The following is a 775-nucleotide window of genomic DNA, read 5'->3' as shown; positions in this document are numbered from 1 at the left end:
CCGCAATATTACCGTTTTCTAACTCTTTAGGTTTCAAGAACTGAACTTGGTCACCGTCTTCACCTGAATCATGGGAATGGCGGCCATAGAGGTAATTCAAGCCTGTACCGTCGGGGTTAATCTCGTATAAGTTAACACCATTGTTTCGTGTTTGCCCCGCGTTGTCCCAACGAGAAAACAGGACTTTGCCGTTATTCAACAGGATAGGGTCTAGATCGTGGCTTTGGTTAAAGGTAAGTTGCTGAATATTTTGTCCATCACCATCCATAATATGAAGGTTAAAGGCGTGTACATTTCGCTCTTCATCAAGTGCAGGATAACCCGTCTTACCTTCATTCAATAAAACAGCCTTGGCACGCGTCTGGCGCGTTGAAGTAAATAAGATACGATCACCTGGAAGGTAGCTGGGTGAAATATCATGCCCATCTTCAGCCCTGACATTCAGCGTACTATCAAAAATACGGCGGAGCGTGCTGCTCTCTATATTATATTCCCAGATATTCCAAGTAGGCTGATCTTCTTCATCGGCATTCTCTATCTCTGGCGCACGCATCGAGAAGAGTAGTTTCTTACCATCATAAGAAGTACTGAGGTCACGTACATCGTAGAGCAGCTCACCGTCGTCGTTTAAGAACGATTCATCAGCAAAGGCTGCCGAAGAAATATCCACCGTTTGAGCATCAAGTGATGCTTTTTGCTTTAGGTATAAAACAGCACCAGGACGAAACGATTGCGGCTCAGCAGCATTATCTGGCTCAACTTCGCCCTCATCATT

At 45.0% G+C, this 775-nt stretch carries 1 protein-coding gene; it reads right to left on the bottom strand.

What is annotated here, in order from left to right; genetic code table 11:
* Positions 1–775: TolB family protein (locus A3756_RS26920; protein WP_368664552.1), on the bottom strand; the 775-nt coding region annotated here is incomplete at both ends.

Source organism: Oleiphilus sp. HI0086 (assembly GCF_001635225.1).
This window is presented reverse-complemented; position numbering and strand designations above follow the sequence as displayed.